Raw genomic sequence first — 26,995 nt, 5'->3', positions numbered from 1 at the left:
GCCGTCAGACGCCGGTCTGGGCGTCCAACATGCAGGCTTCTGGATCTACAGGTAGCTCAAGGCTGGCCAAGTCGCGGTTCGCTTCAGGCGCACCATGGCACGGCACGCCAGCCAGAGGGGAACGCTCACGGCGGCCGCGATGAGCCAGAGCGCGAGGGGCGAGCCGGCCTCGACCCGTCCCGACGACCCGGCAAGGCCCAGCGCCGTCGCGCCGTCGTAGAGGACGCGCAACAGCGCGAGGTGAAGCAGGTAGAAGAACATTGGCGCGCCGCCGAAGACGCGAAGGGCGCCGAGAAATCGCTGCGGCAGCAACTCGAACAGCGCCAGCAGGCCGAGGCCGAGCCCGAGCGTCAACAGCAGGAAATCGGCCGAGGGCGGGTACTTGGTCAGGTTGACGAAGGACAGCGCGGTGGCGAGCGGTGTGGCCCCTGTCTGCCACGGCATTGGCTCACCGTAGCCGTTGAGCCCGCGCAGGACGAGGAAGCCGACCAGGGCGGCCGCGCCCAGCCCGAGGAGCCCCACGCGCCGGCGCGCGGCGTCGACCCCGCCGGCGAAGAGCGGACCGAGGGCGTAGCCCGCCGCGATCACGCCGATCCACGGCAGGAGCGGGTACGAAGTCCGCGCCAGACCGCCCCAGGGCAGCGCGATCATCCCGCGCTGGTGCAGGATCGACCAGAGCACGTAGCCCGGCTCGTCCGCCCGGATCGTGACCCCGTCCAGCAGGTTGTGGCCGAGCATGAGCGCCAGGGCCCCGGCCATGAGGACGGCCCGCGGCAGCCAGAGCAGGCCGGCCAGCGCCACCATGCAGAGACCGATCACCCAGATCACCTGCAGGTACAGGATCGGCGGTTGGACGCTGCCGGCCCAGGCGAAGTTGACGAGCGTCAGCTCCAGCAGGATCAGGAGCAGACCGCGCTTGAGCAGGAAGGCGGCGGTCGCCCGTGCGCCGTGCCTCTGCCCGTGGAGGTGGGCCGACAGGCCGGTGAGCAGGATGAAGACCGGCGCGCAGAGGTGCGAGGCCGCCCGCGTCAGGAACAGGTCGGGCGGCGTCGCGGCGAGGTCCATCGGGTCGCGGACCTGCGCATGCAGGTAAAAGAACTCCCGCACGTGGTCGACGAGCATCAGCAGCATCACCAGCCCGCGCAGGGCATCGATGGAGACGATGCGCCCGGTCCTGGCCAATCTTTCCGTCGACGCCTCCAACGTGCCCGGATGCACGCCCATCAGAAGCGCGCCGTCATGCTGACGGTCACCCGCCGGGGTTCGCCGACGCCGACCCAGAAGGCGTTGTAGGAGCGCTCGTAGTAGGTCTCGTCGAAGATGTTATCGACGTTGAGCCCGAAGCGCAGGTTCTCGTAGCGGTAGTAGGCCAGGGCGTCGGTCAGCACGTAGCCCGGGAGTCGGAACCGCTCGTTGCCGCTGTCCCCGAGACGCGAGCCGACGGCCCGGACACCTCCGCCGAACCCAAAACCCTTCCAGTCGCCGACCTGGACCTCGTAGACGCCGAGCAGGCTACCGGAGTGGCGCGGGATGTTGAGGAGTGGCGAGCCGACCCTCAGGACCTCGTCGCGGGTCACGGCGGCGTCGATGAAGGCGTAGCCCCCGATCACCCGGAACTCGGGCGTTACTTGTCCAACGAAGCTCAGGTCGAAGCCCTGGCTGCGCACCGCGCCGGCGGCGATCTGGAAGAAGAAGTCCCGCGGGTCCGTGGTGAGAACGTTCTCCTTCTCGATGTGGAAGGCCGCGCCGGTCACGCTCAGACCGGTGAAGAGGTCGAGCTTGACCCCGGCCTCGTAGCCGAAGCCGGTCTCCGGGGCGAAGGGGCGGGTCGCGATGTCGAAGCCGGTGTTGGGCCGGAACGAGGCCGCCACGTTGCCGTAGAACGAGAGGAAGGAGAGCGGCTGGTAGACGAGACCCGCACGCGGTGAGAAGCCGGTCCGGTCCTGCTCAGTGCGTTCGTTGCCGACCTTATCGCGGAAGGTCTGGTTGTAGAAGTCGGTTCGGTTACCGAGGAGCAGCTTCCATTCCGGGCTGAGCGCGATCTGGTCCTGCACGTAAACGGCGGTGTTCCCGACATTCTCGCTCGCGCTGTAGCGCCGGGTGAAGGGCGGCTTGGGCTGGCCGTAGACCGGATTGAACAGGTCGATGGCGAAGGGGTCGATCCGCGGCGTCGAGCGCAGCAGGTTCTCGGTGCTGTTGTAGCGCTCGTGCTCCAACCCAAGCAGCACGGTATGGGCGAACGGCCCGGTGTCGAAGTGTCCGACGAGTTCGGCCTGCCCGATGGCCACCCCCCAGGTGAAGTCGTGCCGACGGAACTCGCGCAGCAGGGTGCGGCCGTCGTCGAGGAGGCCGGTCGCGCCGGTCTGCATGCCGGTCAGGCTGCCGGTGTTGAAGTGACCGGCGATCCGGAGCTGCCAGTCGGCATTGACGGCGTGATCGAGGCGGATCTGGAGGATCCCAGCCTCCGAAATAGAGTCGTCGCCCGGCTCGCCAAAGAAGCGGGAGCGTGGGACGAGGCCCAGGCGATTGTTCACCGCGACCGTCCCGCGGTCGAAGGTCTGGCGGTTGCGCAGGTACTGCGCCTCGACGGTGAGCTTGGTGTCCGGGCTGATCAGCCAGCTCACCACGGGCGCGGCCAGGACGCGATCGCCGTCGACGAAATCGCGGAAGCTGTCCTGCCGGGCGAGCGCGCCGTTGAAGCGGTAGAGGACGGTGCCTTGCTCGTTCAGCGGCCCGCCGGCGTCGACGGTGGTGCGCGCCGTGCCGAAGCTCCCGAACAGCGTGCCCATCTCGACGAAGGGCAAGGCCACGGGCTGCTTGGTCAGGATGTTGACGGTGCCGCCCGGGTCACTGCGTCCGTAGAGTGCCCCGCTAGGTCCCTTGAGCACCTCGATGGACTGGACATTCTGCGTGTCCGGGGCGCCATTGTAGCCGCGGGCGATGTTGAAGCCGTTGAAGAAGATGTCCTGGGTGGCGAAGCCGCGCACGGAATAGAGGGCGAGGTTCTGGGTGTCAAACAGCGTTGAACATTGACCCTGGATCGGCGTCGAACTTTGACCCCCTGGATGGGTATGGCGGGACGCCCCTGATCAGCCCGGCGAAGGCGGGTCGGGGTGGCGCAGCCGGGCTGATCAGGGGTCCAGCAGGCGCGACGTGTGTGCTGGCCTCAGGCGCGGTTCTTGAAGCGCCAGCTCTCGTTGCCGGTCTCGACGATCTCGCAGTGGTGGGTGAGCCGGTCGAGGAGCGCGGTGGTCATCTTGGCATCGCCGGCGAACACGCTCGGCCATTCCCCGAAGGCGAGGTTGGTGGTGACCACGATCGAGGTCGTCTCGTAGAGCTTGCTGATCAGGTGGAACAGGAGTTGGCCGCCCGACTGCGCGAACGGCAGGTAGCCGAGTTCGTCGAGCACCACGAAGTCGAGCCGCGCCAGATGGTCGGCGATGCGGCCGTGCCGGCCGGCGCGTGCCTCGGCTTCGAGCCGATTGACGAGATCGACGACGTTGTAGAACCGGCCCCGCATGCCATCCCGGATGCAGGCTCGTGCAAGGGCGATGGCGAGGTGGGTCTTGCCGGTCCCGGTGCCGCCGACGAGCACGACGTTGCGCTGATGCGCCAGGAACTCGCCGCCGGCGAGATCACGCACCAGCACCTCGTTGATCGGAGTGCCGTCGAAGGCGAACTCGGCGATGTCCTTGGCCAGGGGCAGTTTGGCGATGGTCATCTGGTAGCGGATCGAGCGTGCCTGCTTCTCGGAGATCTCTGCCTGGAGCAGGTCGCCGACGATCTGCTGCGGCTCGTGGGTGCGCTTCACTGCGACCTTGATGATCTCGTCGTAGGCGGCCTTCATGCCGAAGAGCTTCAGATCGCCCATGGTGGCGAGGATCTGCTGGCGTTCCATCATGGTGCTCTCCTTAGGCTGTCGTAGCGGGCACAGTCGGCGACCGGCTCGTGGCGCAGCCGCAGGCTCTCGGGCGTCAGGATGGTGACGGGCGTGGTCGGCTCGCGCTGCCGGGCGAGGATGTTGAGGACGACATCGGCCGAGTGGACGCCCTCGCGCAGGGCCTCGGCACAGGCCGCCTCGACCGCCGGCAACCCGTCACCGAGCACAGCGGTGAGGATCTCGACCATCTGCCGGTCACCCCCGGCACTGCCGGCGAGCTTGCGTCGAACCCGGTCGAGGGCGGCGGGCAGCACCCAGTCCTTGAACGGTGCGCCGTTCCGGAGCGCGCCAGGTTTGCGGGCGAGCACAGGGACGTAGTGCCAGGGATCGAACACGGTCTGATCCCGGCCGAAGGCACGCGCGTGCTCGGCGACGACGCGCCCGTCCTGCTGGATCTCGATGCGCTCGGCGTAGGCTCGCACTTCGACCGGGCGGCCAATGGCGGAGGCCATGACCGAGTATCGGTTGTTGTCGAAGCGTACGAGGCAGGTCGCGGACACCGAAGCGGTGACGGCGTGGAAGCCGTCGAAGCGGCCAGCATAGGGCACCAGCGCCGCCCGCTCGGCCTCGAACCGCTCCCAGACGGTGCGCTCGCGCTCCTCGGGATGCGGATGGGCCTTGGCGTAGGCGATAGCTCCATCGAGTAGGAGCGCGTTCAACTCGTCGTAGCTCTTCACCCGGACGCGCGGGGTGAAGAAGCGCTCGCGCACCAGCCCGACCTGGTTCTCGACCTGCCCCTTCTCCCAGCCCGAGGCCGGCGTGCAGGCGACCGGATCGACGAGGTAGTGCGAGCACATCTGCAGGAAGCGACGGTTGTAGGCGCGCTCGCGACCGACGAAGATCGTCTCCACCGCGGTCTTCATGTTGTCGTAGATGCCGCGCTGGCAGGTGCCGCGGAAGAACGCGAACGCCCGGTCGTGGGCGTCGAACACCATCTCCTGGCTCTCGCGCGGATAAGCCCGCACGAACAGCATGCGCGAGTGGCAGAGCCGGACGTGAGCGACCTTGACCGTGACGGTCGTGCCGCCGATCAGCACGATCTCGTGGCTCCAGTCGAACTGGTAGGCCTCGCCTGGGGCGAAGATGAGCGGCACGAAGGCCTGCGCCGTGACCGAGGCGCGCTCGCGCTTCCAGGTTTTGGCATAGCGCCGAACGGCATCGTAGCCGCCCTCGTAGCCGAGCCCGCGCAGCGCCTCGTAGATCCGGATCAGCGTCAGTCGCTCGCGGGCGGACCTGCCGGCGTTGGTGGTCAGCATCCGATCGAGATCGTCGCGCCACGGCCCGAGCTTGGGCAGAGGCTGCACGTCGCGCTCGTAGGTGAAGGCGGTGGCCCCCGACCGGATGACCTTCCGGACCGTGTTGCGGGAGACGTGCAGGTCGCGGACGATGTCCTTGATCGCGCGGCCGCGGGTGAAGAACTCGCGCCGGATGCGCGCAATCGTGTCCACGCCCTTCATCCCCCTGCACCACCCTTCCGGCCGCACCAGAGGGCAGTCTGCGAGAACGAGGTTAGGGGGTCAGAATTGGACGCCGATCCCCCGCCTCAAGGGGTCAAAGTTGCACGCCGAAACACACGGCGGTTGTAGTAGACGTCCGTCACGGCTGGCCTCCCGTGCGGTCCGGGTGCGTGAAACACGCCGCCCGGCAGAGCACGCCCGCCTTCCTGACCGCGAGCTCGGGCTCGATCAGCCCTTCGAGGAGCTCGCGCTCCAGCTGGTAAGTGAACAGGACCGCCGCGGCGGCGGCCGCCTCGTTCACCTGCCTCAGGTCGATCCTGTTGGTCACCAGCTTGCGGTTGATGAACAGCAGGCGCTCCGGGCGCACGGCCGGGATGAGGGAGATCGTCATGACGGCCTCCCCTCAGTGCCGCGGGGCCAGGGTCTCGCGCGTGGCCAGGATGGCCTCGACGAGACGGCGGAGCGACCGGATGCTGCCCGGGCGCCAGGCCTGCTGCACGGCGGCGAGCTCCTCGCCATCGAGCTCGGGACACCAGTCGAAGTTCAGGCCCCGTTCCCGGCGGACGTCGGCGAGGATCCCGTCGACCAGCGCCGGGACGTGCTCTCGCCCGGGCGTGGGGACGTCTATGACGACGAATCGGTCCAGCAGCGCGGCGGTGAGCCCGGCCCGGCCGTTGGCGGTCGCCAGGAACGTGAACCCCGACAGGTCGACGACCGACTCGACGTAGGGGTCGAAGTAGCGGTCCCCGTGGTCGAGCATTGCCAGGAGCGCATCCTGGAGGTTCCCGTTGTGCCGGCTTTCGCCACACTTCTCGGCCTCGTCGAGCACGATCCCGCACGTCGCCAGCCGGTGCCTCTTCGCCTCCTGTATGGGCACGCAACCGCGCCCCGTGCCCCACTGGCGGCTCGTCCCGGCGAACGAGGCGTCCGCGACGCCGGCGCAGGCGTAGACGATGCTGGGCAGCCCCATGCACGTGAGGATGTCCGTGGCGAGCCTGGTCTTGCCGGCGCCCGGGGGGCCGACGAGCAGAGTCGGGGGCAGCTTGGCGAACGGCCGGCCGACGGCGTTGCCGAGGATCCGGTCGATCTGCCGGGCGGCGTGGGGATGCCGCGCCACCAGCGCCGCCCTGGTCTCGGACAGGTCGCGCAGGGGCAGGCACCGCAGGCGCTCGCCCGCGATGCCGGAGAACTCCGACCGCGGCGTGCTGCCCGACGAGTTCTTTTGCCCATCCCTGGCCGAGCCCGGCAGGTGGGCCACGGACCGAAGCACCGTGATCCCGGGCTCCTCGGCAGCCGCCGGCCGCCCCTCGTTCAGGAGGTCTGCCACGACGCGGTTCGCGCGGTCGTGATCGAAATCCTCGTCTCGGGGGTCCAGGCCGGTGTCGTCCCGGACCGCGCCCCGGGGCTCGTCCGCCCCTGCTGCAGCCTGGGCGTCCGTGAGGCGGAGCTCGCGCCAGAACTCGACGACGCCGGCGTCGCGCTCCATGTCCGGGCCGATCATCGCGCGCAACTTCGCGATGTCGGCGTCCTTCGCCGGGTCGTAGACGTCGGCGACCTGCAGGTGGCCGACCTCCCTGAGCACCGCCGCGGTCGTGAGCATCAGGAACAGGATAGCGTCGTCATGCTGCCCCGACGCCGTGACGCTCACGGCGTGATACGCCATGCACGTGCAGACGTAGTGCCCCATGAAAGCGCCCACGAACCGGAGGCGTCGGGCGATCTGGACGCAGGCCCACTGGACGTCCGTGGAGAGCCCGTCGTCGAGCTCGTACCGCTCGGCGCACTCCGCCGCCGAATTGACGTCGTCGGCCGTGGGGTTCTCCCGCAGGGGCTCCAGCAGGGCCACGAGGAGGGGCGGCAGGGCCCTCGTCTCGACCTGCATCGCCCACGCGCGGCAGTCGAGGAACGGCGAGTTCCACGCGAAACCCTGGCCCTTGTAGAGGGCGTCGAGGTCCGGCGGGGCGTTGGGGAGCGTGACGGCGGGGGGCGTCTGCAGGCGCAGCGAAAGACGCGCCTCTGCAACCCGTTGAGGGTCGAGGGTCATCGGTGTTCCTTGGTCCGATGCGCCGGTGAGAACCGACGCTGGGGAGTGGGACTGTACGCGGGGCGGGTTAAGATTCCGTCTCTGGATCCTGTGATCCGGGGAGGCGGCGCTGTTTTCGCGCCCACTCGATGAGCTCGCTGGCCTCCTCTACGATGGCGCGCGCCTTCCTGCCGACGACCGCGTCGACCCGGGCGCCGTGCTTGAGCTCCGCGATGCCGCCGCGCAGGGACGCGACGGCCATGAGCATGTGGCCCATGGCGCGAGGGTGCTCGGAGGCGGCGCCCCGGGCGAGCAGGACGAGGACCCAGGGGGGTAGCCCCCACCGCTGTATCCTGTCCCGGTTGCACGTGCGCGCGTTCAGCCCAGTGACCTGCGCCAACGGCTTCGACCACTCCGGTCCGAGGATGCGGGAGGCGGCGACGTTGACGGCTTCGACGAGGGCGACGGCGATGTCGCCGTGGGCGAGCGCCTGGCCGCCGACGTGCGCCGTGCGCTCGACGTAGACGAGGGGCTGGCCGTCCAGCAGGCCGACTGCGGTGCCGTCGTACAGCCCATCGTCGAGGGGAACGAGCTCGATGATCATGGATCCCTCAGGGGGCGAGAAGGTCGACCGAAACGACGATGCGGCCGCCGTCGTTGGCGACCGCCCAGATGGCGAAGCGGATCGCCCAGGGGCGACCCGCGACGGTGATGGAGACCCGGCTCACAGCATCATCAGGGCCTGGCGGATCTCGTAGGCCTTGGAGACCTGCCCGGAGACGCGGCCGCGCTCGTAGGCGGTGTCCATGGCCTTGGCGACCGTCCGCACGAACTCGGCCGGGAAGCCCGCCGGCAGGGCGAACAGGTGCTCGTCGGAATCGTAGATGTCGATCTTCCCGTCCTCGGCGCGATAGGCCTGGTAGGGGCCGGCGTTGAAGGTCTCGGAGGTGTCAGCGTCCAGGGCGGTGATCCCTGTATGGAGGGGCACCCCGGCGGGATTGCCGGGGCGCGGGGTGGGGCCAGGGATCAGGCCGCGTCGCGCTCGACGACGTCGTAGAGGCGGCCGCTCTTGGCAAACCCGTACGAGTTCCTGCCGTGGGCGTCGTAGCCCTCGTGCTTGACGCGGCGGTACAGCGCCTCAGTGCAGGGCTCGGCGCGGTAGCCCAGGGTCGCGGCGTAGGCGTCGGCCACGGCCCGGTCCGGGAATGTCTCGCGGCTGCCGTCGTAGGCCACGAACCACCTGCCCTCGCCATCCTTCTCGACCACGGGGGCGGTCGTGCTGTTCCAGTGGTAGGCGTCGGCCAGCGCCTCCTCCTCGGTGCGGCCGATGCCCCAGATCGCCTCGACCTCGTTGGCCACGAGCTCGGCCGGCAGGGCGATGTAGAACCGCTGCGGGTTCCTGACGTAGAGGAGATCCTCGGAGGGGACGGGGCCGAACTCGGCCCTGAGGCGGGCGAGGAGCTCGTCCGTGGCGGACTCGTAGTCGGCGCCCTCGGGAGTGTTGAAGGCGATGTGCTCGCCGATGGCCTGGGCGGCCAGGTCGCGGTCGATCTGGTTCTTGGCAACCTTCCAGGCGGCGATGGCGGTGTCGATGGTGACGCTGGTCATGGGAGTGCCTCTTGTTGTCCCCTGGATCGATGAGAACCGGTCCAGTGTGTCTGTATTTAGCAGACACGGTTTGGATTGCAAGGGGTCTTCCTGTGATCCCCGATCACACACCCCGCGACCCTGCCTTCCAACAGTGTTAACAGTCCGTCTACACAGGTTAACGCCATCAAATCAATTGTGCCGAGGCGTGACCTATATAGAAGTCACTCGGCCGGAATTTGCCTGAAGTAACTCATATATGTCCCCCCCATAGGACACCCATTAATCGTTCACCAATACTGGCGTTAACCTCTGGCCGAGGTTGCCTTCCGCCCACTGGACGAATCCCCCGCCCTGATCGAGGATGCCGGCCTTCCTCCTCGGCCGGCCGGCCCGGGAGCCCGCGTCGGCCGGCGCGGGGGCCCAGCCCGGGGGCCTTGCTCGGGACGATCAGGGGGTCCTCACGCCAAGGGGGACCCCTTTCTCGTTCGAGGGGGACTAGGCGAATCCAGAATTCGTGCTTCGATCGTGATGGCTCTGCGGACGCCCCGACTGGCGGGCGCGGCGGGGTGAAGATCCAGCCTGACGGAGGCCGAGATGCGCTGAGCTCCCACGCTCCCAATCCCGGCCTTCGCCGGGAGGCTTGAAAAGGGCTCCGTCCAGGTGGCGGAGCCCTTCCTGATTCCTGAGGGGGAACGAGTGATCGAGCAGCCCAAGCACCCGGCACGCCTGATGCCGTTCGACGACCTGGTGGCAGGCCTGGAGCGCGCCCGCGCCGCTGGCCACGTCAGCCGGAAGGTGTGCGCCGAGACCGGCCTGCACCTGTACTGCTACACGCAGCGCTGCGTGTACGATCAAGGCTGGGACGCCTTCTCCCTGCTGGCCCGTGGCCTCATCGTCGACCCGGCCGCCCGCACCGTCGTCGCGACGCCGTTCCCGAAATTTTTCAACCTCGGCGAGGGCGGCCGCACCGCCCCGGCCGGCCCGTTCGAGGCCTACGACAAGCTCGACGGCAGCCTCATCGTGGCCTTCCACTTCGCCGGCCGTTGGCGCGCCGCGACCAAGGGCGCGTTCGACAGCTCGCAGGCCGCGTGGGCGCAGGCCCGCCTCGACGCGATGGACACGCACCCCCTCGTCCCGGGCGCCACGTACCTGTTCGAGGCGATCTACCCGGAGAACGTCATCGTCGTCCGGTACCCGGTGGCGGGGCTGTACCTGCTGGCGGCCTACCATGAGGACGGCGTCGAGTTTGACTACGGCGAGCTGTCCCGGGCCTGCATCGCTACCGGCCTGCCGCTCGTCGCCAGCGAGGGTTTCGACAGCATCGCCGACATGGTCACGCGGGCCGCGACGCTGCCCGGCGACAAGGAGGGCTTCGTCGTCCGGTTCGAGGACGGCACGCGCCTCAAGATCAAGGGCGACGAGTACAAGCGCCTCCACAACCTGATCAGCCGGTGCACGCCCCTGGCCGTGTGGGAGATCCTCGCCGCCGGCGGCGACCCGACGCTGATGCGCAAGGACCTGCCGGAGGAGTTCTGGGGCGACTTCGACGAGATCTGCGGGATCCTCGACGACCGCTACCGGAAGCTGCAGGCCCGCGTGTGGCAGGTGGCCGGCGAGGTCAGCGACCTGTCCGACCGCGAACTCGGGCTGCGCCTGTCCACGATGCCCGACGACGTGCGCCCCTTCCTGTTCGCCCACCGGAAGGCGGCGACGCCCGAGGCGAAGGTGAAGGTCGCCCAGAGCATCGCCAAGTCGATCCGCCCGACCGGGAACGTGCTGGCCGGCTACGTGCCGTCCTACGCGATGGCCCGCGCGCTGGACGAGGCTGCCTGACCATGGCGAACATCTCCACGACCGGCACGTTCACCGTCAAGATGTCGCCCGGCACGCTCGCCAGGCTGTCCCTCTGGGCCTGCCGCTCGCAGCTCGAACGCCTCGCGGAGATCGAGCGCCTGCTCGCCGGCGACCTGTCCGGCCGCGATGCCGTGGTCGAGGTCTGCATGCAGCTCGCCCAGTTCGGCGACTACCAGGAGGGCGAGCCCCTCCCGAACTACCTAACAAGCCTCCCGGCAGCCCAGGCCTATGCCCGCCGCGTCATGCCGGGCGCCAAGCTGGGCATGCTGGGCACCCGGGCCGTGCTGGTCACCCCGCCCGACGACGAGCGGCTGACCGCCGAGGAGCGCTCGGCCATGTGGGCCCAGCGCGTCGAGCCGCACCCCGTCGCTCACCCCGAGGCCTTCGCCCTGCTGCGGGTCATCGTGCGCCTGATGACGGCTATCGTCCGCGCGGACCTCGCCACCGCCGAGGCGGAGATCGCGGAGGAGGAGATCTCCGAGATGGTCGACGAGGTGGCGGCCGCCGCCGTCTCCCCGCCGGCCCGCGCCTCCTCCCTCCCCGCCGTCGGGTCCTTCGGATGACCGAGGCCCTGCTCACCCAGACCATGACCGCCTGCACGACGGTCTACGTCCACGCCTGGCACTGCGCGTTCGCCTGGGCGCGCGCCGTCGATTCGATGATGGGGGGATCCCGTGGCTAGGCGCAGCACCGCCGGCACCGACCGGCTGAAGTTGGAGGTCGGCGCGGCCGAGGCCGCCTACCGGCTCGCGGAGGCTACGCGCCTCGTCGAGGCGATCCCGCCGATGCGTCGGTGCATCGCCTGGATCGACCCGTCATCGTCCGAGGTCAACTATGACTGGCTCGCCTGCATGATCGCGGAGCACCTGCTCGGCTGGCGGGACGCGGAGATCCCGGTCGACGCCCGTGGCGAGAACGCCTGCAAGGTCCTGACCCAGACGGGCAGCCTGCCCGATGGATGGGTGCCGAACCCCATCGGCCGCTACGCGCGGGGCGTCTTCCTCCCGACCGTGTTCGGTGACCAGCGCCGGCGCCTGCTCTGGTTCTCCGGGATCCCGGAGGCCCTGAAGCTGGCCAAGACCCTGCTGAGGGTGCCCCAGGGCGGCCTTATGTGGTCGCGCGACTTCGGCGGCCGCTTCACGCTGGCCACCCGGAACCCCCTGGAACCCTGGTCCTGCCAGTCGGGGCCGCATTGCGCGACCGACGCGCTGGCGGTGATCGACGCCGCGCTCGCCGGGGTGCTGGCCCGTGCCGAGGCGACCATCAAGGCGACGGAGGCCTGATCATGAGCAACGACTGGAACGGCCGGGTCTTCACGAACGGCGTGGCCGCGGTCCCCTTCATCACGCTGGGCATCGACGTGGCCCAGGGCAGCGAGGACCCGGCACGCATCCCGAGCCGCGGCCGTCTCGGTTGGGTGTTGGCGGACGAGGTCGACGACACGCCATGGAATCCCCAGCCCGACCCCGGGGCGGCCGCCTACGCGCGCTGCGCCGAGGAATGCCGGGAGCGCCAGTCCGGCGAGCCCGAGTGCACAGACACGTGCCTGAGGGCCGACGAGGCGAGGAGGAAGGCGTGAGCGACAGGCCCATCGACCACAACGTGACCGCGCTGGTGGAGTTCGTGCGCCACGCGCCGGGCCTCCCCGGCCACTGCGTCATGCATCTCATCCGGCAGGGCGTGGCCCGCCGGGACGCCGAGGCCGCCTTCCGGCGAGCCATCGACGCCGGCCGCCTGGTGAGCGACCGGTACAACGTCCTGCGAGCCGCCTAGCGCAGCTTCCCGAGCCCTTCCCTCACGGCCGCCTCGACCGCTTCGCCCAGGCCGTCGGCCTCACGCCCGTGCTCCCGTGTCTCGTACAGCGACGCGGGCTCGCCCCGGCGCTCGACAAGGACCGTGCTGCGCTCCGTGCCGACCATCACCCGCACTGCGACGTCGACGTACCGGCCGGCGCCGGGGCCGTCCTCGACGGGGTAGAGGGGCTTGCTCATGCCGTGGCGCCCGGGCGGGCCGTCACGAGTGGCGCGACGGCGACGACCAGGCGGGCCTGCCCCGGCCACACGACGGCCTCGGACCCGACGATCTCGGCGCACCAGGGCTGCGGGGGATCCTGAATGGAGGCGTAGGCATCCCCGAACGAGACGCGGGCGATCTCCAGGGTGCCGTCGCGCTCGATCCACCACCACTGCAGATCGTCGCTCATGCCCGGTCCGCCAGTCGCTCGCGGAGCGCCTCGGCGACGAGCCCGGGCACATCCTCGGGGCGATGCTCGCCGAGGATCAGGGGCATGCCGCTCCCGCCCACGACAAGCTGGACGCTGACCAGGCCGTCGGATGCCGGCTCGATGTCGAGGACGTAGCGCATGCGGGGAGACTCGCAGCTCGCGGGGGCGCCGGCAATCCGTAGCCCCGCCCAAGAACCGGCCCCGCCCAAACCCCGCCCAAGGCCTAGACATGGAAAAGGCGCCGCGTGGGCGCCTCGGGGTAGATCGTTGTTTCTGTTTCGGGATTTTGGTGGGCGCACTAGGGTTCGAACCTAGGACCCGCTGATTAAGAGGGAGTGTAATTAGTACGTTTCGTACCGTAGACGCTACATAGGTACGAAACGGACCTTGCCAAGTCCTTGATTTTGCGCGATCCAGCGCTGAGAGCCACTCTCACACACGGCATGACTGTGTGTCGGATTGAACGCTCGCGCTGAATATGTGCTGGATAGAAATGCGCCTCACCAACCAGTCCGCCCTCGCCATCGTCCGGCCGGAAGGCCGGCCGCAGATCACCGTCTTCGACGACGAGGTGCCAGGCTTCGGGGTGCGCGTGAGCGCCAAGACCCGGGTGTGGATCATCTCGTACCGGAACAAGCTCGGGCAATCGAAGCAGGAGACGGTTGGCCGCGTCGGCCTGCTCTCCGCGACCGAGGCCCGCAAGGCCGCCGCGGACATGCTGAGCCGGGTCCGGCTCGGCGCCGACCCGCACACCGAGCGCAAGGCCGCCAAGGTGGCCGCGAGCGTGACCTTCGGCAGCCAGATCGAGGCCTACCTCGACATGCGCAGCAAGGACGTGAGCGCGAGCTACCTGCGGGACCTGACCCGGTCCCTGAATGTCGACCTGGCACCCCTGCACAAGGTCCCGGTCGCCGACATGACCCACGGCCAGGTCCACGAGCAGATCGAGCGCATCGCCCGGAACCACCCGCACGCCGCGAAGCAGGCGCGGGCCGGGCTGTCGCGCTTCTTCAGGACCATGGTGAGCAAGGGCATCGCCTCGCGCAATCCGGTGGTCGATGTCGAGACGCCGGCAACCAGCGGCGCCCGCGACCGCGTGCTGAAGGACGACGAGCTGCGCGCCGTCTGGCGCGCCACGGCCGGCGCCGATGAGTTCAGCCAAATCGTCCGGCTGCTCATCCTGTCCGGCCAGCGCCGCGAGGAGGTCGCCGGCATGCTCTGGAGCGAGATCGACCTGGCGAACGCCACCTGGTCGATGCCGGGCTCGCGCACCAAGAACGGGCTCCCGCACGAGGTGCCCCTGTCCGCCCCCATGCTGGAGATCCTCCGGCGCCGGGACGATGTCCGCCTGGAGGGCCGGACGCACGTCTTCGGCCGGTCGGGCCGGACCGGCTTCTCGGGCTTCTCGAAGGGGAAGGCGCTACTCGACGAGCGCTGCCAGCTCGCGACGCCCTGGCGGATCCACGACCTGCGCCGGTCGGTCTCGACCGGGCTCGCGAGGATCCGGGTGCCGCCGCATGTGATCGAGGCGATCCTCAATCACGTCTCCGGCGCGAAGGCCGGCGTGGCCGGCGTCTACAACCGGCACCTCTACGACGCGGAGAAGCGCGAAGCCCTAGACCTGTGGGCCGAGCACACCGCGACGCTCGCTTAAAGCAACCAGGTCAAACGAAAAAGCCCGGCCTTTCGGCCGGGCTAGTTAGGTCCCTTTGCACGGGGACATCAAGACCGGGAAGCTTTGGAGAACAAACCGGTCCCGATTGGGGAATTAGAAGTCGCGCTGGACGCGGAAGCGGAAGGTGGACACGCCGTCCGACGTCGTGGTCCGCGGAACGAAGGTGCCGTTGTTGATGCCGGCGACGTTCGCGTAGGCCGTCGGGCTCTTATCCTTGTCGATCACGCGTCCGCTCTTGACACCAATTTGGGTGTAGAGGCCCTCGACGCCGATATCAAGGTCCTTAACCGGCGACCAGATGATGCTGCCGCCCGCCACGAACTGGTAAGTATCGCGCAGCGCCTCGCTGAGCTGGTAGAAACGGGTGCCCGGTACGCCGACCGCGTTTGCGCCAAACGAGTTGCCGGTCGGATTAGCGAGCGCGAAGGCCGCACCCTGCGCAAGACGCGCGCCGCTGCTGAAGTCCATCTCACCGTACGACCCGAAGAAGGCCGAGCGCCACTCCGGCGACCAGTAGTGCAGGTACGAGGCCGTGACGGTGAAGCTCGTCGACTGCTCCAGCTGACCCGTGAACGGGTTGACCGTCGCGTCATTGAAGAACTGACTGAACTTCTGACCCTGGATCGTGGCCGGGCTCTGAGCGTAGGATCCGCTGAACGCGGAGTAGCCGGTGTAGAGCTGCGAGCCGGAGCCGTAGGCGCCCTGCAGGTAGAGGGCGTCGCCCGGCGCGATGAACGGCGTGTTGATCTTCAGGCCGCCCTGCACCGCCCAGCCGTACGAGTTGCTGGTGTGCGGGATGCTGATGTTCGAGCCGGTGCCGGTGCCGGCGCCGTTCGCGACGTTGCCGACGTTCAGCTCGTGGACGGCCGCCGACAGCTGAGCCGAGCCCCAGGCCTGGTCGAGACGCAGGGCGCCGACGAAGTCGGGCATGCGCGAGCGCTGGATCACGTCGACGAAGCTGTACCGGGTCGGCACACCGCCGGTGTAGCCGATGAACACTTCCGCCGGCGAGTTCGTCTGAGCGAAGTTCGCGATCGACGCGTTGTTAGTGATACCGGCCGGGTTGTTGGTCGACGAGAAGATCGGGCTGCGGCGGAAGACCGGGTCTTCGGCCGAGATCGTGGCGGACAGGCCGTTGCCGAGCGTGGCCGTGTAGGCGAGCAGGTTGGTCGAGGCGATGTCGGAGCCGAGCGTGGCGCCGGCGAACTCGAAGTCGTGGGCGTAGAAGTCGAAGAACGACGAGGCGCGACCGGCGGTCATGCCGGCGAACTGGATGAAGGCCTTGTCGACGTTCACGAACTGCTGGTCACGGCCGAAGCTGTCGATGCCGAGGCCCGGGAAGGCCTGGCCGATGCGCTGCTGGGTGCCGGAGGTGCCGACGCCGGAGTAGCCGGTGCGGGCGCCGGCATCGAGGCGGACGAAGGCGCGCAGAGTGCCGTAGGCGGTCTGGGTGCGGGCATCCATGTTGATGCGCAGGCGACCCTGGTAGCCCGACGTATCACCAGTGTTGGTGCCGTTCTGCCGCGAGTAGCTGGTCATGTAGCCGCCCTCGAACCGGGCGCGGCCCGAGATGCGCAGGCAGGTGTCGGTCCCGGGGATGTAGAAGAAGCCGGCGCCGTAGGCGCCGCAGACGCGGACGTACTCGATCGGAACCGCCTTCTTGACCGGGAGGTCGGCGGCATGAGCTGCGCCCACGGCCACGAACGCGGCAGCCGAGCCCAGCAACGATGTCTTCAGAAACGTCATCAGCAACCCCAAAAACTTCGAGACCCGTGAACGCGGTCCTGCCCGGCATTCCGGGTCTTGCCGCTCTTAATTTTTTCGGGCCCGCGTCTTGATGGCGTGCTCCGGGCAGATCCGCTTGCTTCGGGGATCTGCTGGTTCTGGATCATGCCTGATTTGTTGCGGTCAGCAATGCCGTTCAGGCCAGACACAGTCGGTTTGAGGCAGGCGTGTCAATCCAGCAACATTCGCTTTATGCCCCGAGATTGGATGCCGCGGCAACAGGAACAAAGTGATGGGGCGCAGCTACTTAGTCGACTATTCGGCTATCAACCCAAGCATCCAGGTCGCCCCGGCGGATGCCGTAGCAGCGGGCTGATAGCTTCAGCATCTTGGGCCCTGTGCCGTTCTTGCAGATGCGGCGCAGGGTGTCGGGATGCATCCCGATCTCCTTGGCCGCCGCCTGCAGCCGGACGACGTGTTTCGGGTTCGAGGCTGGTAGCTCTTCCATACTCCTACGGTACGAAACGGACACACCGCGGTCAACGATCTGCTAGCAGATTTTAACCTGATGGTCCTTTACGTACCGACGAGATCCGTGGCATGAACAGCTTGCCCCGGGGCGGGCAGTGTGCCCGCAACCTACGGTACGGTTCGTACCGACACCCAGGAAAATCGTTATGCGCCAGATCGTTACCGACGACGGCACCGTCATCCGCAACGGTGTCAGCCGGCCGTTCCGTCCGTCCGACGCCGGCACGCGCCGGGCCCCGCCAACCAGCGCGGATCCGCGCGAGCGCGATCCGCACTCCGACCCGCGGGACCGCTCGTTCATGGCCTTCCGCGCCTTCGCCCGGCAGCTCTGATGAGCCAGCTGACCGCGACGTTCCTCACCATGCTCTTCGGCCCGATGGCCGTGGCGCTCGTCGTCCTGGGCCTCGTCATCCTGCTGGAGAAGCGGGAGGCGAAGATCGCCCGCTACCTGCAACCGAGCCAGCCGTCGCGGTCGGCGCCCCCTCCCCCTCGGAAGGCGCGCCCGGTCCTGACGCTTGTCCGCAACTGAGGGTCCGTTTCGTACCATGCGCAGCCACCATGAGATCCTGACGGCGGCCCAGGCCGGGCTCGCCGTGGGCAACCACTCCTTCTTCACGACGCTCATGGCCGAGATCGGCGAGGAGCGTCCGACCAAGCACGGCTTCGAGGAGCTGGAGCTGGTCATGATGGAACGGGCCAGCGACGCCTTCGCGGAGCTGTACCCGGACCACGTCGGCGTCGGCCTGATCGACGCCGTCTACAGCGGGATCCCCGCGCTCCGGCTCACCGGACGCGAGGTGTCGGCCGCGGTCGCCCGCCGGTGCATCGAGAACTGCCCGGCATGACCGCACTCAACCCCATCACCGCCCTGCGCATGAAGCGCGCGAAAGCTCGGAGAGCACCCATGCCCGTGTCCCAGAAGCCGCGTCGGAAGAAGGGCGAGACCGGGGGCCCATCCCCCTACTCGGTCGCCGGCACCCTGCTCTACTCGTTCTACGAGGCCGGCATGCGCCGGAAGGCCCAGCAGGTCCTGACGCCCGAGGAGCTGATGGCGCGCAGCGAGCGCCGCGCCCGCGGCCGTCGCGTCCGCAACCGCATCCACGTCGCGCTGCTCGGCATGCTGAGTAAGCGCCGCCACCACGCCGCCCCCGGCGAGGTTTTCTACGCCCCGGCCGACGTCGCCGGCAGCCGCCCCGCGGAGCGCCGCAAGCGCCAGGGCGCGCACCTCCACCAGCACCCGAGCGTCGTCGCCCGGTTCGCGAACCACCCGACCCGCGCGCAGATCGAGGAGGCCGCCGCCCGCATCGAGGCCGCGCCGAAGCCGAAGCGCGCGCCGCGGAAGAAGAAGGTCGAGGCCGCATGAGCCTCGCCACCACGATCCTGGTCCTCCGCTGCGCCGCGTGGCTGATGGCCAACCTGTTCCTGCTGCTCGGCATCGCGGGCCTGACCTTCGGCTCGGACGGTGACGCCGGCACCAGGGTCTGGGGAGCGATGGGCCTGATCGCCCTGTTCTTCGCCCTCAACGCCTACGGCCTCGACCTGCTGGCCACCCACTACGGCGTCTAGCCGTAAGTCCCTGAGATAGCAGGCATATCCAATATGGCGACGGTCCGAAACGGACCGTCGCCCAGCCCAAGAGGAGGACGACATGGCGGCTCGGCCGCATCACCAAGCCATTCCCTTCGAGACCCAATCCCGCACCGGCCACTACGGCCGGAACGGCACCATGCAGGCCCACGGCATCGCCGTGGAGGTCTTCGGCGGCGAGGCGCACCTCGTCGGCCTGGTCTCGCGCGGCCGGCGCTCCGGCGCCGCCCGCCTCTCCATCCCCTTCGCCAACCTCGACGCCGTGATCGCGGCGCTCATCGCCGTCCGCGACGGCACCGACTGAGAGGACACGCCATGAACATGCACTCCCCACTCGCGGCCGGCCTCAAGCTCTTCCGCGTCGACTGGGCCATCGAGACGGCCGCCTCGTCGCCCGAGGAGGCCGCCGCCTTCGCGAGCGAGATCCAGAGCCAGGGCTCGACCGCGACCATCTTCTCGGTCGAGGACCGCCAGACCGGCAAGGTCACGACCGTGGACACGGCGCTCGACGGCGCCGTGGGCGAGAACCTGATCGCCCGCCGGCCGGAGGACACCACCTTCGTCGCTCGGACCCTGCGCCCCGGCCACGAGTACCGGACCCGCGAGGGCCTGAAGGTCGAGATCCTCTCGTTCGACGAGCCGGGCGAGTTCCCGGTCGGCGTCCGCATCCATCTGCCGGACGGCGGCACGGCGACCGGCCTGCGCACCAAGGCCGGCCTCCACCCGGCCAGCAAGGGCGATCACCCGGGCGACGTGTTCGAGGTGAACCCGCCCATGACGAAGTGGGTGCGGGTCTACGACCGGAAGCTCAACGAGGCCGGCAAGCAGGTCGTCGGCGGCAAGGAGTTTGCTGCGGAGCGCGGCCTGAACTGGTACATCTTCGACACCGAGGCGGAAGCCCGCGCGTCGCTCCAGGGCGTCCGCGCGGTCTTCCCGATCACCTACCGCGAGGGGGAGGGTCTTGGGTAAGTCGAACGCACCGAGCTGGATCGACCAGGCTCGCACGAAGACGGCCGCCGATGTCGGCACGCTGGACGAGTGCGACGCCTACCTGACCCGGCTCAAGCGCAATCTGGAAGAGCTGAAGGAGCAGAGCGCCAACACACCGGACGCGCCTCGCAATCTTCGGCTCGCCTACTTCCACCGCCAGCAAGCAATCCGGGAGCTTAAAGCCCGGCGTGCGGAGCTTTGTCAAGTATAGGGGCGTACGCGCCCCGATAAATCTACTGACATTAGACTGATTTTTGTTGACCCCACACGGTACGAAACGTACCGTTCAGCCTCTCAGGAGAACTCCAATGCGTATGGTTCATGCTCTCAACGAGACCGTTGGCGAAGGCGCGCAGCAGGTCAAGCAGACCGGCGTCGGCGGTGACGCGAAGATCGTCTACGCTCTGCTCACCGGCATGGTTTCCGACAAGATCGTCTACCCGGTCCGCGAGTACGCGACCAATGCTTGGGAGGTTTCGCCGCCCAAGAAGCCCTTCGAGATCGAGCTGCCCACGCGGTTCAACCCGCAGTACACCATCCGTGACTTCGGGCCGGGCCTGCCGCACTCGTTCATGATGAACAAGTACGCCAAGATCGGCGAGAGCACCAAGGACGGCGACGACGACGCCGTGGGCGGCTGGGGCTTCGGCTCGAAGGCCGCCCTCGCCTACCTGATGCGCTCGGACGGCGCCGGCGCCTTCACCGTCATCTCCCGCTTCCGCGGGTTCCGGCGCGTCTACTCCATCGGCGTGTCCGAGGCCGGCAAGATCCAGATCTCGTTCCTGGGCGAGTGGGTGCTCGATGCCGACGACCGCGGCACCGGCCTGGAGATCTCTTTCCCGGTCCGCGAGGCCGACATCGGCCGCTTCCACGAGCACGCCAAGGCCGTGCTGTGGTCGTTCCACCCGCGCCCGGTCATCTCGCCGGCCATCGACTTCGGCGAGCCGAAGGTGCTCAACAAGGGCGACGGCTGGACCGTCTACCGTCAGGGCACCGTCCCGTTCGACGGGCCGCAGGTCATGCTCGGGCCGGTCATGTACCCCATCGACCCCTACAACATGCCCAGCACCAACATGCTCGACCACGAGACCTGCATCGTGTTCGAGGCGAAGATCGGCACCATCTCGGTGTCGGCCTCGCGTGAGAACCTGCAGTACGACGACCGCACCCAGTCCGGGCTGGAGGCCCTGTTCGAGGCCTACCGGATCGACTGGATGCGCAACGCCCGTGCCCAGGTCGACGCCTGCACGACCTACTTCGACGCCCGCTGGAAGGCCGGCGACATCGCCGACACGCTGCCCGGCCACCAGTGGCACATCGTCCGCGAGATCGGCTGGCGTGGCTTCCAGTTCCACGACAAGCTGTTCCCGAACGACTGGCGCGTGAAGACCGCCCGTTGGCCGGAGCTGCGCGACCGGACCCGCAACGGCATGCCGGTCACGTTCAAGGCCGATTGGGAGATCAACCCGGGCGAGCTGCAGGACCGCAAGATCGTGGTCCAGCACAACACCAGCCGCTCCCTGGAGCGCCTGGAGGCGGCCGGGCTCGTCGACGAGCGCCTGCTCTGGGTCCGCTGCAAGCGTGCCGACCTGGCCTACGCCCTGGAGCGGATGGGCAACCCCGAGTACGTGCTGCTCGACGACATCAAGCTGCCCAAGGTCGTCCGCGGCCCGCGGGAGAAGCGGCCCGAGAGCGTCAAGCGGCGCAAGGTCGTCAACCTGCAGACCCTGGAGACCTGGTCGGAGTTCGTCGATCACGACGACGAGCTGCTGTACCTGCGCATCAAGGGCCGCGGGAAGAAGCTCACGCACATCCTCACCATCGACGGCGAGGTGCATGAGTTCACCGACCGCTACAGCACCAACCTGCGCGGCATCCTGCACGCGATGCGGAAGAACAGCCTGATCGACCAGATCGGCGGCGACATGACCTGCGTCGTCGTCAACGAGGACGAGCAGCCGCTCGACCACTGGATCTCGCTGGGCGACCACCTGGTCGAGCTGCTCGATGCGGCCATCGACCCGAGCCAGGTCGCCCCGACCATCCCGTGGTCCTACGCCAGCTTCCCGGAGCCGCTGCGCCGCACCGTGGACAAGGAGATCGACCTCGGCCTGGCCCCGCCGGAGCTGAAGGAGATGATCAACGAGATGCGCCGGCTCAACCGCGAGCGGGACACGCTGGAGCGCGACGACAACGATCACGACCGCCTCGCGGCCGTGCTCCTCTCCTTGACCGGCACCGACCTCAAGTCGGTCGCCAAGGACCCGACCCAAGGCGTCAAGACCGCCTGGAAGGAGTTCACGGCCAAGTATCCGCTGTTCGTCACCCTGCTGAACGCACTGTTCCAGTACCACTACACCAAGTGCGACGGCGACGTGCAGCGTAAGTTCGACCACTACTTCAGTCTCATCAACAAGTAGTCGTCCGCCAACGCACTGATCCTACGGGGTCAGTGCGCCTGCAATACATCGTCCGTTTCGTACCAACAGCCAGCCATATTGGATATGATCATGACCAACGCTGTTCGTCTTCCCTACACCATCTCGAACCAGTCGCTGACCTTCTTCGTGAAGGGCAAGCCCTACTCGCTGACCCGCGAGCACGAGCGCTACGCCGAGGCCAAGCAGCTCCTGCTCGCTCCGGGCGAGCACGACGCCGAGCACCTGATGGCGCTCGTCGACGTCCGCAAGGCGCTGCTGCGCGACAGCTACGGCGCCATCACCTTCATCGGCCAGGACATCGTGTTCAAGGGCCAGGTGCTCACCGGCCTCTGGGTCGAGCGCATCCTGGAGTTCCAGAAGGCCGGCGAGCCCTTCGCCCCGCTCTGGAACGCGCTCGGCTCGCTCATGCAGAACCCGACGCAGGCCGCCATCGAGCGCCTGCCGGTGTTCCTGGAGAAGTCGCAGCTCGGCTTCCTGGAGGACGGCCGGTTCGTCGCCTACAAGGCCGTGCGCGGCGACTACATGGACATCCACACCGGCAACTCGTTCCGCAACATGATCGGCGACACGCCGCACATGCCGCGCGACCGGGTCAACTCGGACCCGAACGCCTGCTGCTCGACCGGTCTGCACGTCGGCACGCCCGACTACGTGAAGGACTTCGGCCTCGGCGCCGATGGCCGCCGGGTGATGCTGATCGCCGTGTGGCCGCACGACGTCGTCTCCGTGCCCTACTCCTACGACGGCACCAAGATGCGGATCTGCGCCTACGAGGTGATCGACGAGCTGGACGAGGAGTACGCGGCCACCATCCTCGGCCGCCCGGTCCTCACGCCCCGCTCGCAGATGCCGGCGCCGAACGACGCCTCCCTCGACGAGGTCGATCAGGACGAGGGTGTCGACGACACCGTCGAGGAGGAGCAGGACGAGAACCAGATCGAGCTGCTGCCCGAGGAGGATGAGGACGAGGAGGGCGAGAGCGACGCCGAGGGCGATGCCCCCGAGATCACAGCCTACGAGAGCGTCAAGGAAGGCGACGTGATCTCGTACAGGGATATTGATGCTCCGTTCTGCGGCTTGGTCATCGAGATCGACCCGAATGACACCCTCCGGGTGTGCGTCCGCGGCATCGACGATGGGCACTGCTGGGTCAGCGACACCGACTTCGAGGCCATCATCCCGGCCGCAGAGGTCACTGCTGCCATGCTCGTCGTCGAGGGGAGCATCGTCACCCTCGCCGATCACCCCCGACTGCGCGACGGCAAGTACACGGTCGCAGGGCTGATCGAGAGCGGCGACGGTGCGCAAGACGTGCCCGATGACGCCGTGTTCGAGGTCGAGCTGGACGACGGCGAGGACGGCCGTGCCTCCGTGCAGAACCGGCACATCGTCGGCGTCGAGCTGGCCGGAGAGACCTTGTGGCCGCGCACCGTCGCCGAGCAGGTCGAGTTCCCGGTCGAGCCCGAGGCCCCGGCGCTCACCGCCAAGGTCGGCGACCGCATCGAGACCGTGGAGGGCGGCTGGCCGCCGGCCGGCATCTACGAGGTCGCCCAGGTCGACGAGGGCGCCGAGTTCCGCCTGATCGTCCAGACCGAGCACGACGGCCTGCAGGGCGTCCTGAACCGCTACGTCAAGCGCATCGTCCGCGACTGACCGGCACCGCACCCCGCCTCCGGGCGGGGTGCTCGTACTAGCACTCCGAAACAGCCAAGCTTGGGAGAATTTCGATGAAGCTCACCGCACGGGCGGTAGCCTTCAGCTCAGTCGTGGGCTCCAGCATCATGCTGCTGAACGAGGCCGGCGCCTGCGTCGGCATGCTCGGGCTCATGAACGCCACCGAGGCGCGGACGCCCGAGGAGATGACTGCGTTCGCCGAGCGGATCGCCGCCGCGATCAACGCCGGCCAGGCCGAGCGCCAGGTCTACCACCCGGGCCGGGGCTCCACCTACGACGTCATCGCCGACAAGGCCCTGTTCCAGGTCAGCACGCGCAACCTGATCGAGGCCAAGTCGCGCACCATCGCCGATGGCGACCCCGTCACCGTCTACCGCAACGAGCACGGCACCTTCGTCCGCTTCCCGGACGAGATGGTGTCGCCGCGCTTCGAGGAGGTCCAGTCGTGAAGCTACCCCCGATCTACATCGTCATGAACCGGCACATCATCGCCGCCAACCGCAAGCTGCCGCTCGATGAGCGGCAGCCCGCCGTCCGGGTCACCCGCGGCAAGCACGGCCAGCCCTACTACTACGACGAGGTCATCTTCCACGGCCCGTCGCAGCTCCTGAACGGCAACGGCGAGCCCGTCATGCCGTGCGGGGCCACCATCGCCATCGTGACCGAGGGCGCGGTCACGCTGAAGGCCCGCGGGCGCGAGGATGTCCACCTCGCCGCCTGCGCGCCGCTCGATATCGCCGCCTGACGCATGTCCACCACCCGCGGTCCGAAACGTACCGCCAGCCCATGAGGATCACCATGTTCTTCCACTTCCGCCGTGCCTCCCAGAACCGCAAGCTCGGACCGATGCCCGCCGTCATGGCTTCCGCCGCGACCTGCCCCGCCTCCTGCGGCCTCCGCGGCGCCGGCTGCTACGCCGAGCACGGGCCCGGCTCGATCTTCTGGCGCAACCTGACCGCCGGCACCGCCGTCAACCAGGTCACGCTCGACCAGCTCTGCCACCTGATCCGCGCCCTGCCGAAGAAGATCCGCTGGCGCTACGGCACGGCCGGCGACCTGCCGCCGGCCCACGACGACGTCCTCAAGCTGGCGCGGGCCAACGGCGGTCGCGAGGCGATTGTCTTTACCCACGGCCGACAGTACGAAACGTACCGAGAGGCCCGGAAGCTCGGCCTCCACGTCAACTGCTCCACCGACAGCGCGGCCGAGGCCGACCGCCTGCTCGACGAGGCCCCGGACATGAGCGTCGTTACGGTCCTGCCGTCCGACGCCGGCCGAGGCCGCCACCGCACACCGGCCGGCCGTGAGATCGCGGTCTGCCCGGCCACCTACGCCGAGCGGGTGACCTGCTCGACCTGCAACCTCTGCTCTCGCGCCCGACCCCGAGGGGTGATCGTCGGCTTCCCGGCCCACGGCACGCGCAAGCGCATGATCGACCGGAGGCTCGCCCAGTCATGACGCCCAGCATCGCCAAGGTGCAGGCCCTCATTCTTGAGGGCCTGTCCCTCAAGGAGGTCCAGGAGGCGCTGCCGAACCTGAAGCCGACCAGCGTCCGCACCTACTACGGCACGGCCAACGCCGCGCTGAGCCCAGAGCAGCGCCTGCAGCGGGACAAGGCCCGAGCGGGCCGGCCGCAGCAGCGCGCGACCTACCACAAGAAGTTCCAGCAGCGCGAGGTGCTGGGGCCCGTGCATATCCGCATAGGCCGCAAGCTTCTGGCTGCTCGCCTCGCCGAAAGTCTCACGCACGGTCAGTTCAGCGACCGCTACAAGTTCGCCAATCGCGTCGTTCTCGCCGCGATGGAGCAGGGATACCACGACTTCACAGTCTCAGAGGTCAGCGCCATAGCCGATATCGTCGACATGACTGTGGAAGAACTTCTCACGCCGCCGAGTTTCGGAGCACCCCCCGAATGATCTTGCACACCAAGCCGTTCTTCAACCTGCTGCGCATCCACCACAAGCTGCCGCTCGCCCACCGCGCGGCCGACCTGACCGGTCGGCTCAGCTCCATGGCCGACCCGGCGACCGGCGAGCGCATGCGGGTCGATCCCCTCACCCGCCGCTGCCTCGGGCTGTTCCTCGCCCGCCGGCTGCAGCCGTCCGCCACCGTCAACCAGCAGGACGTCGGATGATCCAGGCACCGGGCTACGGCCTGCACCGACACGACAACTTCGTCTTCCTGCACGAGCAGGACGGAGGCCGGTGCCTCATGCCGCGCCTGGCCGGGCTCGACAGCCCGTTCCAGGTCGAGAACCGGTGGTGGCTCCCCTGCCCCCACCGGTTCGGCGAGCCGGAGGAAGGCCCCGCGCTCGCGCATTCCTTCGTGCGGACCATGAGCCCGGCCCAGACCGGCGGGCTCTACCACGTCCGCCCGACCGACGTGCGCTGGCTGTGGCGCCTGTCGGCGATGATCGGCGGCGCCCAGCGCGTCGTCGAGCCCTTCGGCTTCGTGAAGCGCCCGCGCGCCCGGCGCGCCGCGCAGCTGCTGACGCTCACGAACGCCGCGCCGCAGTGCTTCATCGACATCGAGCCCGCCGACACCGTCGACCTGGAGACGCTCGCGCAGCTCCCGCGCACCCGCAACCTGATCCTGTGCGGCCCGATCCGGCTGCCGGGCGCGATCACCCTGAACCCTGACGGGCTCGACTGGGACCACGACTGGGCGGCCGAGGGCCGGCGCCAGCTCTACCACTTCATCAGGAGGCAGCCATGACCACCCGTGAGATCCCGCAGGCCTTGCTCGACCGCGTCGTCGAGCTGGCGCGTGAGGCCTACCGGCAGATGCCGCTGGATCAGCAGGATCAGGCGGCGCGCGTCGAGCGCGAGCCCCGCCAGGACTTCCAGGCCCGATGCCAGGCCTGGCTCGACATCGTCACGTCCGGCGACCCGACCGACCGCAAGGAGCGGATCGCCCGGTTCATGGAGGAGAGCCTGGAGCTGGTCCAGTCGCTCGGCATGACCGAGGACGAGGTCCGCCAGCTCGTCTTCTACGTGTTCGGCCGGCCGGCCGGGATCCCCCGGCAGGAGTTCGGCGGCATGCTGACGACCGCCATGGTGCTGGCCGAGCACACCGGCCACGACCTGATCTACTGCGGCGAGGTCGAGCTGGCGCGCTGCTGGAAGCCCGAGGTGATCGAGAAGATCCGCGGGAAGCGCTCGCGCCGGCACGGCCGCGGGCCGCTGCCGGGCACCACCGAGGCCGACCTGGTTCCCGAGGAGATCGGCCGCGACGAGATCCTGGAGGCCGCCCTGCACGCGCACCAGCACGGCGAGGAGGACTGA

At 68.6% G+C, this 26,995-nt stretch carries 37 protein-coding genes and 1 pseudogene; 24 read left to right on the top strand and 14 right to left on the bottom strand.

Going from position 1 to position 26,995, the window contains the following annotated elements; all coding sequences use genetic code 11:
• Positions 1 to 45 precede the first annotated feature (45 nt).
• From ACX9MN_RS12400 to ACX9MN_RS12360, 9 genes and pseudogenes are all read right to left on the bottom strand, one after another.
• Positions 46 to 1,224 carry an acetyltransferase domain-containing protein gene (locus ACX9MN_RS12400; RefSeq protein WP_489724581.1) on the bottom strand — a complete coding sequence of 393 codons (1,179 nt, stop codon included), beginning with the start codon at positions 1,222 to 1,224 and terminating at the stop codon, positions 46 to 48.
• Entirely contained in the window at positions 1,224 to 2,987 is a 1,764-nt protein-coding gene (locus tag ACX9MN_RS12395) for a TonB-dependent siderophore receptor (RefSeq protein ID WP_489724580.1), read from the bottom strand. Before ACX9MN_RS12395 ends, ACX9MN_RS12400 begins: the two co-directional genes overlap by 1 nt.
• Positions 2,988 to 3,166: 179 nt before the next feature.
• The gene (gene istB / locus ACX9MN_RS12390) at positions 3,167 to 3,898 is read right to left on the bottom strand and encodes an IS21-like element ISMex39 family helper ATPase IstB (protein ID WP_043766072.1); all 732 of its coding nucleotides are present in this window, start codon (positions 3,896 to 3,898) and stop codon (positions 3,167 to 3,169) included.
• A 5-nt stretch (positions 3,899 to 3,903) separates the two neighbouring features.
• Positions 3,904 to 5,397: pseudogene (istA, locus tag ACX9MN_RS12385) on the bottom strand (IS21-like element ISMex39 family transposase); the annotation flags it as partial.
• 139 nt (positions 5,398 to 5,536) lie between these two features.
• A complete protein-coding gene (locus ACX9MN_RS12380; RefSeq protein ID WP_447684096.1) occupies positions 5,537 to 5,788 on the bottom strand; it encodes a hypothetical protein in 252 nt (83 codons plus the stop codon).
• Positions 5,789 to 5,800: 12 nt separating this feature from the next.
• On the bottom strand, positions 5,801 to 7,441 hold the full coding sequence (locus ACX9MN_RS12375; RefSeq protein ID WP_489724579.1) for an AAA family ATPase: 1,641 nt from the start codon (positions 7,439 to 7,441) through the stop codon (positions 5,801 to 5,803).
• A gap of 67 nt (positions 7,442 to 7,508) precedes the next feature.
• Positions 7,509 to 8,024 (bottom strand): hypothetical protein, encoded by a 516-nt coding sequence (locus ACX9MN_RS12370; RefSeq protein ID WP_447684098.1) that lies wholly within the window; start codon positions 8,022 to 8,024, stop codon positions 7,509 to 7,511.
• A 120-nt stretch (positions 8,025 to 8,144) separates the two neighbouring features.
• The gene (locus tag ACX9MN_RS12365; RefSeq protein ID WP_489724578.1) at positions 8,145 to 8,408 is read right to left on the bottom strand and encodes a hypothetical protein; all 264 of its coding nucleotides are present in this window, start codon (positions 8,406 to 8,408) and stop codon (positions 8,145 to 8,147) included.
• Between the two features lie 38 nt (positions 8,409 to 8,446).
• A complete protein-coding gene (locus tag ACX9MN_RS12360; protein ID WP_447684100.1) occupies positions 8,447 to 9,028 on the bottom strand; it encodes a hypothetical protein in 582 nt (193 codons plus the stop codon).
• 678 nt (positions 9,029 to 9,706) lie between these two features.
• Here ACX9MN_RS12360 and ACX9MN_RS12355 point away from each other — a divergent pair.
• From ACX9MN_RS12355 to ACX9MN_RS12330, 6 genes are read left to right on the top strand one after another with little or no spacing between them, the layout of a single operon-like run.
• Positions 9,707 to 10,843 (top strand): RNA ligase, encoded by a 1,137-nt coding sequence (locus tag ACX9MN_RS12355; protein ID WP_489724577.1) that lies wholly within the window; start codon positions 9,707 to 9,709, stop codon positions 10,841 to 10,843.
• Between the two features lie 2 nt (positions 10,844 to 10,845).
• The gene (locus ACX9MN_RS12350) at positions 10,846 to 11,427 is read left to right on the top strand and encodes a hypothetical protein (protein ID WP_489724576.1); all 582 of its coding nucleotides are present in this window, start codon (positions 10,846 to 10,848) and stop codon (positions 11,425 to 11,427) included.
• Positions 11,424 to 11,546 carry a hypothetical protein gene (locus tag ACX9MN_RS12345; protein ID WP_447684104.1) on the top strand — a complete coding sequence of 41 codons (123 nt, stop codon included), beginning with the start codon at positions 11,424 to 11,426 and terminating at the stop codon, positions 11,544 to 11,546. The genes ACX9MN_RS12350 and ACX9MN_RS12345 overlap by 4 nt, the downstream gene beginning before the upstream one ends.
• Positions 11,539 to 12,147: a hypothetical protein gene (locus tag ACX9MN_RS12340; protein ID WP_489724575.1), complete on the top strand. Its 609-nt coding sequence runs from the start codon at positions 11,539 to 11,541 to the stop codon at positions 12,145 to 12,147. Before ACX9MN_RS12345 ends, ACX9MN_RS12340 begins: the two co-directional genes overlap by 8 nt.
• A gap of 2 nt (positions 12,148 to 12,149) precedes the next feature.
• Complete coding sequence (locus ACX9MN_RS12335) at positions 12,150 to 12,443, top strand: hypothetical protein (protein ID WP_447684106.1); 294 nt, start codon at positions 12,150 to 12,152, stop codon at positions 12,441 to 12,443.
• Positions 12,440 to 12,637: a hypothetical protein gene (locus ACX9MN_RS12330; RefSeq protein ID WP_447684107.1), complete on the top strand. Its 198-nt coding sequence runs from the start codon at positions 12,440 to 12,442 to the stop codon at positions 12,635 to 12,637. Before ACX9MN_RS12335 ends, ACX9MN_RS12330 begins: the two co-directional genes overlap by 4 nt.
• On the opposite strand, the gene ACX9MN_RS12325 is transcribed toward ACX9MN_RS12330, so the two are convergent.
• The 3 genes from ACX9MN_RS12325 to ACX9MN_RS12315 are packed head-to-tail and all read right to left on the bottom strand — an operon-like array spanning position 12,634 to position 13,228.
• Positions 12,634 to 12,855, bottom strand: a complete 222-nt coding sequence (locus tag ACX9MN_RS12325; RefSeq protein WP_447684108.1) for a hypothetical protein — start codon at positions 12,853 to 12,855, stop codon at positions 12,634 to 12,636. The genes ACX9MN_RS12330 and ACX9MN_RS12325 overlap by 4 nt on opposite strands.
• Positions 12,852 to 13,067 (bottom strand): hypothetical protein, encoded by a 216-nt coding sequence (locus ACX9MN_RS12320; RefSeq protein ID WP_447684109.1) that lies wholly within the window; start codon positions 13,065 to 13,067, stop codon positions 12,852 to 12,854. Before ACX9MN_RS12320 ends, ACX9MN_RS12325 begins: the two co-directional genes overlap by 4 nt.
• Positions 13,064 to 13,228: a hypothetical protein gene (locus ACX9MN_RS12315; protein ID WP_447684110.1), complete on the bottom strand. Its 165-nt coding sequence runs from the start codon at positions 13,226 to 13,228 to the stop codon at positions 13,064 to 13,066. The genes ACX9MN_RS12320 and ACX9MN_RS12315 overlap by 4 nt, the downstream gene beginning before the upstream one ends.
• Before the next feature lie 353 nt (positions 13,229 to 13,581).
• On the opposite strand from ACX9MN_RS12315, the gene ACX9MN_RS12310 reads away from it, so the two are divergent.
• Positions 13,582 to 14,742 carry a tyrosine-type recombinase/integrase gene (locus ACX9MN_RS12310; RefSeq protein WP_489724574.1) on the top strand — a complete coding sequence of 387 codons (1,161 nt, stop codon included), beginning with the start codon at positions 13,582 to 13,584 and terminating at the stop codon, positions 14,740 to 14,742.
• Positions 14,743 to 14,856: 114 nt separating this feature from the next.
• On the opposite strand, the gene ACX9MN_RS12305 is transcribed toward ACX9MN_RS12310, so the two are convergent.
• Positions 14,857 to 16,509, bottom strand: coding sequence for a porin (locus tag ACX9MN_RS12305; RefSeq protein ID WP_489724573.1), 1,653 nt, complete (start codon positions 16,507 to 16,509; stop codon positions 14,857 to 14,859).
• A gap of 286 nt (positions 16,510 to 16,795) precedes the next feature.
• Positions 16,796 to 16,996 (bottom strand): helix-turn-helix transcriptional regulator, encoded by a 201-nt coding sequence (locus ACX9MN_RS12300; RefSeq protein ID WP_489724572.1) that lies wholly within the window; start codon positions 16,994 to 16,996, stop codon positions 16,796 to 16,798.
• Positions 16,997 to 17,165: 169 nt separating this feature from the next.
• Between ACX9MN_RS12300 and ACX9MN_RS12295 the strand changes: the two genes are divergently transcribed.
• From ACX9MN_RS12295 to ACX9MN_RS12215, 17 genes are all read left to right on the top strand, one after another.
• Positions 17,166 to 17,351, top strand: a complete 186-nt coding sequence (locus tag ACX9MN_RS12295; RefSeq protein ID WP_489724571.1) for a hypothetical protein — start codon at positions 17,166 to 17,168, stop codon at positions 17,349 to 17,351.
• Positions 17,351 to 17,548, top strand: a complete 198-nt coding sequence (locus ACX9MN_RS12290; RefSeq protein ID WP_489724570.1) for a hypothetical protein — start codon at positions 17,351 to 17,353, stop codon at positions 17,546 to 17,548. The genes ACX9MN_RS12295 and ACX9MN_RS12290 overlap by 1 nt, the downstream gene beginning before the upstream one ends.
• 16 nt (positions 17,549 to 17,564) lie before the next feature.
• On the top strand, positions 17,565 to 17,864 hold the full coding sequence (locus ACX9MN_RS12285; RefSeq protein ID WP_489724569.1) for a hypothetical protein: 300 nt from the start codon (positions 17,565 to 17,567) through the stop codon (positions 17,862 to 17,864).
• Positions 17,861 to 18,382 carry a hypothetical protein gene (locus ACX9MN_RS12280; protein ID WP_489724568.1) on the top strand — a complete coding sequence of 174 codons (522 nt, stop codon included), beginning with the start codon at positions 17,861 to 17,863 and terminating at the stop codon, positions 18,380 to 18,382. The genes ACX9MN_RS12285 and ACX9MN_RS12280 overlap by 4 nt, the downstream gene beginning before the upstream one ends.
• On the top strand, positions 18,379 to 18,585 hold the full coding sequence (locus ACX9MN_RS12275; RefSeq protein WP_489724567.1) for a hypothetical protein: 207 nt from the start codon (positions 18,379 to 18,381) through the stop codon (positions 18,583 to 18,585). The genes ACX9MN_RS12280 and ACX9MN_RS12275 overlap by 4 nt, the downstream gene beginning before the upstream one ends.
• Positions 18,586 to 18,667: 82 nt before the next feature.
• Positions 18,668 to 18,910, top strand: a complete 243-nt coding sequence (locus ACX9MN_RS12270; protein WP_489724566.1) for a hypothetical protein — start codon at positions 18,668 to 18,670, stop codon at positions 18,908 to 18,910.
• 11 nt (positions 18,911 to 18,921) lie between these two features.
• Positions 18,922 to 19,575 (top strand): hypothetical protein, encoded by a 654-nt coding sequence (locus tag ACX9MN_RS12265; protein WP_489724565.1) that lies wholly within the window; start codon positions 18,922 to 18,924, stop codon positions 19,573 to 19,575.
• Positions 19,568 to 19,807 carry a hypothetical protein gene (locus ACX9MN_RS12260; protein WP_157862015.1) on the top strand — a complete coding sequence of 80 codons (240 nt, stop codon included), beginning with the start codon at positions 19,568 to 19,570 and terminating at the stop codon, positions 19,805 to 19,807. The genes ACX9MN_RS12265 and ACX9MN_RS12260 overlap by 8 nt, the downstream gene beginning before the upstream one ends.
• A gap of 97 nt (positions 19,808 to 19,904) precedes the next feature.
• Positions 19,905 to 22,016: a hypothetical protein gene (locus ACX9MN_RS12255; protein WP_489724564.1), complete on the top strand. Its 2,112-nt coding sequence runs from the start codon at positions 19,905 to 19,907 to the stop codon at positions 22,014 to 22,016.
• Between the two features lie 90 nt (positions 22,017 to 22,106).
• The gene (locus ACX9MN_RS12250; RefSeq protein ID WP_489724563.1) at positions 22,107 to 23,690 is read left to right on the top strand and encodes a hypothetical protein; all 1,584 of its coding nucleotides are present in this window, start codon (positions 22,107 to 22,109) and stop codon (positions 23,688 to 23,690) included.
• 74 nt (positions 23,691 to 23,764) lie between these two features.
• A complete protein-coding gene (locus ACX9MN_RS12245; RefSeq protein WP_489724562.1) occupies positions 23,765 to 24,160 on the top strand; it encodes a hypothetical protein in 396 nt (131 codons plus the stop codon).
• Positions 24,157 to 24,456 (top strand): hypothetical protein, encoded by a 300-nt coding sequence (locus ACX9MN_RS12240; RefSeq protein ID WP_489724561.1) that lies wholly within the window; start codon positions 24,157 to 24,159, stop codon positions 24,454 to 24,456. The genes ACX9MN_RS12245 and ACX9MN_RS12240 overlap by 4 nt, the downstream gene beginning before the upstream one ends.
• A 53-nt stretch (positions 24,457 to 24,509) precedes the next feature.
• Positions 24,510 to 25,169, top strand: a complete 660-nt coding sequence (locus tag ACX9MN_RS12235; protein WP_489724560.1) for a DUF7227 family protein — start codon at positions 24,510 to 24,512, stop codon at positions 25,167 to 25,169.
• Positions 25,166 to 25,627 carry a hypothetical protein gene (locus ACX9MN_RS12230; RefSeq protein WP_489724559.1) on the top strand — a complete coding sequence of 154 codons (462 nt, stop codon included), beginning with the start codon at positions 25,166 to 25,168 and terminating at the stop codon, positions 25,625 to 25,627. Before ACX9MN_RS12235 ends, ACX9MN_RS12230 begins: the two co-directional genes overlap by 4 nt.
• Positions 25,624 to 25,845: a hypothetical protein gene (locus ACX9MN_RS12225; RefSeq protein ID WP_489724558.1), complete on the top strand. Its 222-nt coding sequence runs from the start codon at positions 25,624 to 25,626 to the stop codon at positions 25,843 to 25,845. Before ACX9MN_RS12230 ends, ACX9MN_RS12225 begins: the two co-directional genes overlap by 4 nt.
• Positions 25,842 to 26,426, top strand: coding sequence for a hypothetical protein (locus ACX9MN_RS12220; protein WP_489724557.1), 585 nt, complete (start codon positions 25,842 to 25,844; stop codon positions 26,424 to 26,426). Before ACX9MN_RS12225 ends, ACX9MN_RS12220 begins: the two co-directional genes overlap by 4 nt.
• Positions 26,423 to 26,995, top strand: coding sequence for a hypothetical protein (locus ACX9MN_RS12215; RefSeq protein WP_489724556.1), 573 nt, complete (start codon positions 26,423 to 26,425; stop codon positions 26,993 to 26,995). The genes ACX9MN_RS12220 and ACX9MN_RS12215 overlap by 4 nt, the downstream gene beginning before the upstream one ends.

It is taken from the genome of Methylobacterium sp. 1A (genome assembly GCF_058072805.1).
Note: the sequence above shows the minus strand (reverse complement) of the source record. Positions and strands in the feature narration are given on the sequence as shown.